This is a genomic window from Cyanobium sp. Candia 9D4 (assembly GCF_024346155.1).
Lineage (GTDB): Bacteria > Cyanobacteriota > Cyanobacteriia > PCC-6307 > Cyanobiaceae > Cyanobium > Cyanobium minutissimum.
The window spans coordinates 728,110-735,021 of the sequence record NZ_JAGQCK010000002.1 but is presented as its reverse complement, the minus strand read 5'-3'; the positions used below and the strand labels follow the sequence as shown (position 1 = coordinate 735,021).

The window sequence follows — 6,912 nt, the reverse complement described above, 5'->3', positions numbered from 1 at the left end:
TGTGGAACGGGTTCAGGGTCCAGTTGTGGAAACCCTGCAGGAACAGCAGGAAGCGGAAGATCGCCGCCACCCCGAAGGAGGGGGCGAAGAACCAGCTGCTCTGACCCAGGGGGTACATCAGGAAGACACTGACGAACACCGCGATCGGGCCGGAGAAGGCGATGGCGTTGTAGGGACGGATGCCGACGAGACGGGCGATCTCGAACTGGCGCAGCATGAAGCCGATCAGCGCGAAGGCGCCGTGCAGGGCCACGAAGGGCCAGAGGCCGCCGAGCTGGATCCAGCGGACGAAGTCACCCTGGGCTTCCGGGCCCCAGAGCAGCAGGAGGCTGTGCCCCATGGCATCCGCCGGGGTGCTGACGGCGGCGGTGAGGAAGTTGCAGCCCTCCAGGTAGCTGCTGGCAATGCCGTGGGTGTACCAGGAGGTGGCGAAGGTGGTGCCGGTGAGCCAGCCGCCCAGGGCCAGATAGGCCGTGGGGAACAGCAGCAGACCGGACCACCCCACGAAAACGAAGCGGTCGCGCTTGAGCCAGTCGTCGAGGACGTCGAACCATCCACGGGTGGCAGGGGCGCGCCCCAGGGCGATCGTCATGGGAGGTGCTTCACGAAGCTTTACAAGCCGACTTTAAAAGAGAACGCCCTTTCTGCGCGTCCGAGGGGGGCGTCGCGCTCAGGGATTGAGTACAAGTACCCACACCTCCCCGACGCCCGACGATTCGCCAGAGTGGCCGGGCCAGCCTTTCCCGCCGTCCCGGCCCCCAGCAGCTTCCACCATGTACGTCGTCGAGATCTCCCTCCGGCTCAGCCCCATGCCCGTTGCCGTCCAGCGCAAGGAGCTGGAGGCCGCCCGGGCCCTGTACGGGGAGGTGCGCCAGGCGCTCGAAAGCGGGCACCCCAAGGTGCTCGAGCTCACCTGCGAGAAGGACGAGCAGAAGCGCGTCAGCCTCCTGAGCGGCGAGATCGTCGCCGTGCAGATTTATGAGAAGTCGTCGGTCGCCGGCGGCGGCAAGCGTCCCGGCTTCAGCTTCGAGCCTTGAGCGCAGCGGCGACCTCCGGGGCGGTCGAGCCACCCCTGCACATCGAGGGACTCCGCTTCGGCTGGGGCGAAGGGGTCCCGGCCCTGCGCGACTGCCGGCTGAGCATTCCGGGGCCGGGCCTCTGGATGCTCGTGGGCAGCAACGGCAGCGGCAAGAGCACCCTGCTGCGCCTGATCGCCGGCCTGCTCACCCCCACGGCGGGCCACATCACCTGCCAGGGCCGGCCGGCCCTGGTGTTCCAGAACCCCGACCACCAGCTGCTGCTGCCCAGCTGCGGCAGCGATCTGCAGCTGGCGCTCCCCGATGGGCTCGACGACGGCGCCCGGGCCGGGCGGGTGGCCTCGGCCCTGGCCCAGGTGGGCCTGGCGGGACTGCAGCAGCGCCCCATCCACACCCTGAGCGGCGGCCAGAAGCAGCGGCTGGCGATCGCCGGCGCCCTGGCCAGCGCCGCCACGCTGCTGCTGCTCGATGAACCCACGGCCCTGCTGGATCCAGACAGCCAGAGGGAGGTGCTGGAGCTGATCCATCGGCTCTGCCATCGCAGCCCGTCCCCCCTCACCGCGCTGTGGATCACCCACCGTCTCGAGGAACTGGAGTGCTGCGACGGGGCCGCCCGTATGGAAGCCGGCACGATCGGCCCCTGGCAGAGCGGCGAAAGCCTGCGCCGCTCCCTCTCCCCCTTGCCCGCCGGCGGGGCCGAAAGGTAAGGTCTTCGGATCCCGGTCCGCCGGGTGTCTTCCTCGGTAGCTCAGTGGTAGAGCGGTCGGCTGTTAACCGATTGGTCGCAGGTTCGAATCCCGCCCGGGGAGTTTTTCTATCCAGATCCGCCCGTTTCCCGCGCCCATCCCCGCGGCCTCGGCCGAAGCACTCCGGGCGTTGAGCCGGATCCGCATGCTCGGCCAGGGGGAGCACCTGCACCCTGCCCCCTGCAGCGCTCCAGCAAAGCCGCGACACTATTCTCTTCCGTGCCCGTGCACCCCCGCAGGCACCACGACGACACGCCTCGCCACGCCTCGCCCCCTCCCATGAAGCCCTCGATCCTGCTCATCGAAGATGACGGCGACATGCTCGATCTCGTCGCCGGCCATCTCGAGCACGGCGGCTTCGACGTCCAGAGGGCTGCCGATGGCATCAAGGGCCAGGCCCTGGCCGTTCAGTACTGCCCCGACGTCATTCTCCTCGACCTGATGCTCCCCAAGGTCGACGGACTGACCCTCTGCCAGCGCCTCCGCCGCGATGAGCGGACGGCCAAGATCCCCATCCTCATGCTCACCGCCCTCGGCAGCACCAAGGACAAGGTGAGCGGCTTCAATTCCGGCGCCGACGACTACCTCACCAAGCCCTTCGATCTCGAGGAGCTCATGGTCAGGGTCAAGGCCCTGCTCCGGCGCAGCGAGCGCGCCCCCCTCTCCGCCAAGCACAACGAGATCCTCAGCTTCAGCTCCCTCACCCTCGTCCCCGAGCGCTTCGAGGCCATCTGGTTCGATGCGCCCGTCCGCCTCACCCACACCGAGTTCGAACTCCTCCACTGCCTCCTCCAGCGCCACGGTCAGACCGTCGCCCCCTCCCTGATCCTCAAGGAGGTCTGGGGGTACGAGCCCGACGACGACATCGAGACCATCCGCGTCCACATCCGCCACCTGCGCACCAAGCTCGAGCCCGATCCCCGCAAACCGCGCTTCATCAAGACCGTCTACGGCGCCGGGTACTGCCTCGAGCTGCCTCCCACCGATCAGATCGACAGCCTCGGCGCCGCCATCCGCAGCGCCAGGGAGGCCAAGCTCACCGCCGCTCCCAAACCGGGCGAAGGGGCGGTGGCCTGACGGGCCCCCTCCTCAGCGGCCCAGGTCCAGCAGGGCCACCTCCCAGGCCAGGCGCGGCTGCACGTAGGCCAGCAGATGGCTGCGCAGCTGCTCGATGCGGCGCAGGGGCGCCGGCTCCCTGCACTGCCGCCAAAGGTGCAGCTGCCACCAGTCGAGCAGCCACAGCTGCTGCTCGCCATCCAGGGCCTCACTGAGGTCGCGGGCCAGGCCCAGGGCCTCCAGCGGCTCCCGCCCCAGGGCCAGCAGCCGGTCGGCCAGGCCCTCCGGCAGGCCCCGCCAGACCCGACGGTGACGCAGCAGGGCCCCGGGGGAGCCGGCGGCCAGCTCGAGCAGCTCGGGGGGATCGGCTGCGGCCCCCTCCGCCGTCCCCTCCCCAGCCCCCTCCGGCGCCGGCAGGGCCGCCAGCACCCGGTGCACCAGGGCGGGGGGCAGGCGCGCGAACGGGATGGCCTGGCAGCGGGATCGGATCGTGCTCAGCAGCCGGTCCGGCGTTGCCGTGAGCAGGATCAGCAGACCATGGCCCGGTTCCTCGAGGGTCTTGAGCAGGGCATTGGCGGCCGCTTCGGCCATCGCCTCGGCCGTATCCAGCACCACCAGGGAACGCTCCCCCTCCACCGGACGGCGGGCCAGGAAACGGGTCACCTCCCGCACCTGCTCCAGGCGCAGCTGGGGGGGGCTGCGGCGGCTGAGGCCCTGGACCTCGGCCTCGGAGGCCGTCACCAGCCGGCCCTGGTGCAGGTGGGTGGGCTCCACCCAGAGCAGATCGGGGTGGTTGCCCTCCGCCAGGCGTCGCCGCAGCGGCACCGATCCGGCGGTGCCACCGGCGAGCACCCCCTCGAGCAGGCGCAGGGCCGCCAGCCGGCGGCCCACCCCCTCGGGCCCGACGAACAGGTAGGCGGGAGCCAGCCGCCGCCGCTCCAGGGCGGCCGTGAGCAGGGCCACCGCCTGGGGCTGGCCCACCAGATCGGCGAACAGATCAGCCATGGCCCCGTCCGCCGCCGGCGCCCAGGTGCTCCGTGATCAGGGTGCGGCACCGGGCCGTCACCTGCTCGATCGGCCCGCCGGCCTCGACCCGCTGCCAGCCCCGCTCGGCGGCCAGGCTGGCGAAGCCGTCGCTGACCCGCTGCAGGAAGGCCTCGCCCGCGGCCTCGATCCGGTCGGCGGGCCGGTCGCCGCGGCGCCTCAGGGAACCGGCCAGGGGGAGATCGAGCCAGAGGGTGAGATCGGGTTCCAGGCCGCCGGTGGCCATCGCCTCGAGTTGGCGGATGGTGGCCATCGGCAGGCCGCGGCCATGGCCCTGGTAGGCCGCGGTGGAGCCGCTGTAGCGATCGCTCAGCACCCAGTCGCCGGCGGCCAGGGCGGGACGCAGGCACTCCTCCACGTGCTGGGCCCGGTCGGCGGCGTAGAGCATCAGCTCGCAGAGGCTGCAGGGGGCGACCCCAGCCGGAGGGTGCAGCAACAGGGCACGCAGGGCCTGGCCCAGGGCCGTCCCGCCCGGTTCCCGCGTCACCACCAGCCGGGAGCCGGGCGCCATCAGGCCGCTGAGCGGCAGCCAGGCGCGCAGGGCCTCGATCTGGGTGGTCTTGCCGCAGCCGTCGATGCCCTCCAGCACCAGGAAGCGCCCGCTCATGGCGCCGGATCCGTGGGGAGACCCTGAAGCAGCAGGGCGTTGCCGACCACGGTGATCGAACTGAAGGCCATCAGCAGGGCCGCCAGTTCGGGCGAGAGGCTGAGGCCGAAGCCCGGCAGGAGCGCACCGGCGGCGATCGGCAGGACGACCAGGTTGTAGCCGAAGGCCCAGGCCAGATTCTGCCGGACCTTGGCCATGGTGCGCCGGGCGATCTCCAGGGCCCGGACGATGCCGTCGAGCCCCTCCCCCATCACCACCAGGGCCGCGCTCTCCTGGGCGATCTGGGTGCCGGTGCCGACGGCGATGCCCAGGTCGGCGGCGGCGAGGGCGGGGGCATCGTTGATCCCGTCGCCCACCATGGCCACGGCCCCCCGGCCATGGGCCAGCAGAAGCCGTTCCAGCTTCTGCTCGGGCCGCAGTTCCCAGGCCAGCTCCTCCGGCCTGAGGCCCAGCCGGCGGCCCAGATCCTCGACGCTGGCGCGCCGATCGCCGCTGAGCAGGCCCAGGCGCAGCCCCAGGCGCCGCAGGTGGCTCACGGTGGCGGCGGCATCGGCCCTGGGCCGATCCGCCACCGCCAGGAGTCCCAGCAGCCGTGCCTCGGCGGCCACCGCCAGCAGGGTGGCACCATCGGCCTCCAGCTCCTGCTGCAGGACCGTGGCGGCGGGCTCCGCGCCCACCCCCAGGCGCGTCAGCCACTCGAGCCGGCCCACTCGCACCAGGCCGGAGCCCTCCACCAGCCCCTGCACCCCGTCGCCGGGGAGGGTCCGGGCCTCGCTGACGGCCAGCAGGGGCAGTCCCCGGCACTGGGCCTCCTGAAGCACGGCATGGGCCAGGGGATGGCGGCTGTGCTGCTCGAGGCTCGCCGCCAGCTGCACCAGCCCGGCGGCGGCCGCCGCCTCGGCCGGGCTTCCCGGGTCCGCCCCCAGGACCCGGACGGCCGTCACCAGGGGCCGCCCGATCGTGAGGGTGCCGGTCTTGTCGAACAGCACCGCCTCCAGCCGGGAGGCGGTCTCGATGGCATCACCGCCACGGAACAGCAGGCCGGAGCGGGCCGCCAGCCCGGAGCCCACCGTGATCGCCGTGGGCGTGGCCAGGCCGAGGGCGCAGGGACAGGCCACCACCAGCACCGCGATGGCCAGCTGCAGCCCCAGGCTGAAGGGCGTGCCGGCGGCCCCGCCCCCGTGGGCCAGGGCGCCATGCCCATGGGCCCCGTGGCCAACGGCCGCGCCCATCGTGAGCACCTCGGGCCAGTGCCGGCATCCCCACAGCCACCAGAACAGCAGGGTGGCCAGCGCCAGCAGCAGCACCACGAGGGTGAAGCGGCCGGCGACCCGGTCGGCGAGCCCCTGGATCGGGGCCTTGCGGGCCTGGGCCCGCTCCACCAGGCACACGATGCGGGCGATGGCGCTGTCGGCGCCGCTGCGGCGCACCTCCAGCACCAGGGAGCTCTCCAGGTTGAGCAGGCCGGCGGCCAGCTCGCTGCCGGGCTCCACCGCCTGCGGCCGGGACTCGCCGGTGAGGCTGGAGGCATCGACGCGCGAGCGGCCCTCCAGCACCACCCCGTCCACCGGCACCCGGTCGCCCGGCAGCAGCCGCAGCCGGTCCCCCGGCCGCAGTCCCCCCACCCGCACCTGGCGGGGGGGGTCGTCGCCCAGGAGCAGCAGGGCGTGCTCGGGCTGGAGGGCGCCCAGCTCCTCAATGGCCCGGCCGGTGCGGTAGCGGGCGCGCTCCTCCAGGAAGCGGCCGGTGAGGACGAAACCGAGCAGCATCACCGGCTCGTTGAAGTAGCAGGGCCAGCCGCTGGCCGGCCACAGCCAGCCCACCAGGCTGGAGAGGTAGGCGCTGGCCACCCCCAGCCCCACCAGGGTGTCCATGCCGGGCACCCCGGCCAGGGCCGAGCGGACGCCGCGGACCAGGATCGGCCGGCCGGGGAAGGCCAGGGCCAGGGTGGCCACCAGGGCGTGGAACCAGGGGCTGCCCAGCAGCGGCCAGGGACCGCCCCAGGTCAGCCGGCCGGCATCGGCGAGGTGCCCCAGTCCGGAGACGAGCAGCAGCAGCAGGGCCACCAGCAGCTGGCGCCAGTGGCGCCACCACTGTTCGGCCTGGCGCCGCTCCCGCTGGCTGGCCGGCTCCGGCTCCAGGGGGCGCAGCCGGGCGTGGAAGCCCAGGCCCTCGAGGCTGCCCAGCAGGGCAGGCAGGGGATCCACGGCGCTGCCGTCGGGTCCCTCGACCCGGGGCTCCAGGTCCACCCAGGCCGTGCGGGTCAGCAGGTTGACGCTCGCCTGGCGCACCCCTGCGGTCTGGAGGAGGCGCTGCTCCACGGCGCGGACGCAGCCGCCGCATTTCATCCCCTCCACATCGAGGAGCAACGGCTCGCGGGGGCTGCTGGCGGGGGGGGTGGCGCTCAAGCGGGGGGGGGCCG

At 72.9% G+C, this 6,912-nt stretch carries 6 protein-coding genes, 1 tRNA gene and 1 pseudogene; 4 read left to right on the top strand and 4 right to left on the bottom strand.

Annotation, left to right across the window (positions count from 1 at the left end; all coding sequences use genetic code 11):
• Nucleotides 1-592: pseudogene (locus tag KBZ08_RS08140) on the bottom strand (photosystem II D2 protein (photosystem q(a) protein)); the annotation flags it as partial.
• Between the two features lie 181 nt (nt 593-773).
• Between KBZ08_RS08140 and KBZ08_RS08135 the strand changes: the two are divergent.
• The 4 genes from KBZ08_RS08135 (at nt 774) to KBZ08_RS08120 (ending at nt 2,860) form a co-directional block, all read left to right on the top strand.
• A complete protein-coding gene (locus KBZ08_RS08135; RefSeq protein ID WP_106219276.1) occupies nt 774-1,037 on the top strand; it encodes a hypothetical protein in 264 nt (87 codons plus the stop codon).
• Nucleotides 1,034-1,744 (top strand): ABC transporter ATP-binding protein, encoded by a 711-nt coding sequence (locus KBZ08_RS08130; protein ID WP_106219277.1) that lies wholly within the window; start codon nt 1,034-1,036, stop codon nt 1,742-1,744. The genes KBZ08_RS08135 and KBZ08_RS08130 overlap by 4 nt, the downstream gene beginning before the upstream one ends.
• 30 nt (nt 1,745-1,774) lie before the next feature.
• Nucleotides 1,775-1,846 (top strand) — tRNA-Asn (locus KBZ08_RS08125).
• 216 nt (nt 1,847-2,062) lie between these two features.
• Complete coding sequence (locus KBZ08_RS08120; protein ID WP_106219278.1) at nt 2,063-2,860, top strand: response regulator transcription factor; 798 nt, start codon at nt 2,063-2,065, stop codon at nt 2,858-2,860.
• 12 nt (nt 2,861-2,872) lie between these two features.
• Here the strand turns inward: KBZ08_RS08120 and KBZ08_RS08115 are convergent, their stop codons facing one another.
• Genes KBZ08_RS08115 through KBZ08_RS08105 form a run of 3 tightly spaced genes read right to left on the bottom strand, consistent with a single transcriptional unit; the run spans nt 2,873 to nt 6,898 of the window.
• The gene (locus tag KBZ08_RS08115; RefSeq protein WP_254972339.1) at nt 2,873-3,844 is read right to left on the bottom strand and encodes a DNA polymerase III subunit delta'; all 972 of its coding nucleotides are present in this window, start codon (nt 3,842-3,844) and stop codon (nt 2,873-2,875) included.
• Entirely contained in the window at nt 3,837-4,490 is a 654-nt protein-coding gene (gene tmk, locus KBZ08_RS08110; RefSeq protein ID WP_254972338.1) for a dTMP kinase, read from the bottom strand. The genes KBZ08_RS08115 and tmk overlap by 8 nt, the downstream gene beginning before the upstream one ends.
• Nucleotides 4,487-6,898, bottom strand: a complete 2,412-nt coding sequence (locus KBZ08_RS08105) for a cation-translocating P-type ATPase (RefSeq protein WP_254972337.1) — start codon at nt 6,896-6,898, stop codon at nt 4,487-4,489. Before KBZ08_RS08105 ends, tmk begins: the two co-directional genes overlap by 4 nt.
• Nucleotides 6,899-6,912: the final 14 nt, after the last annotated feature.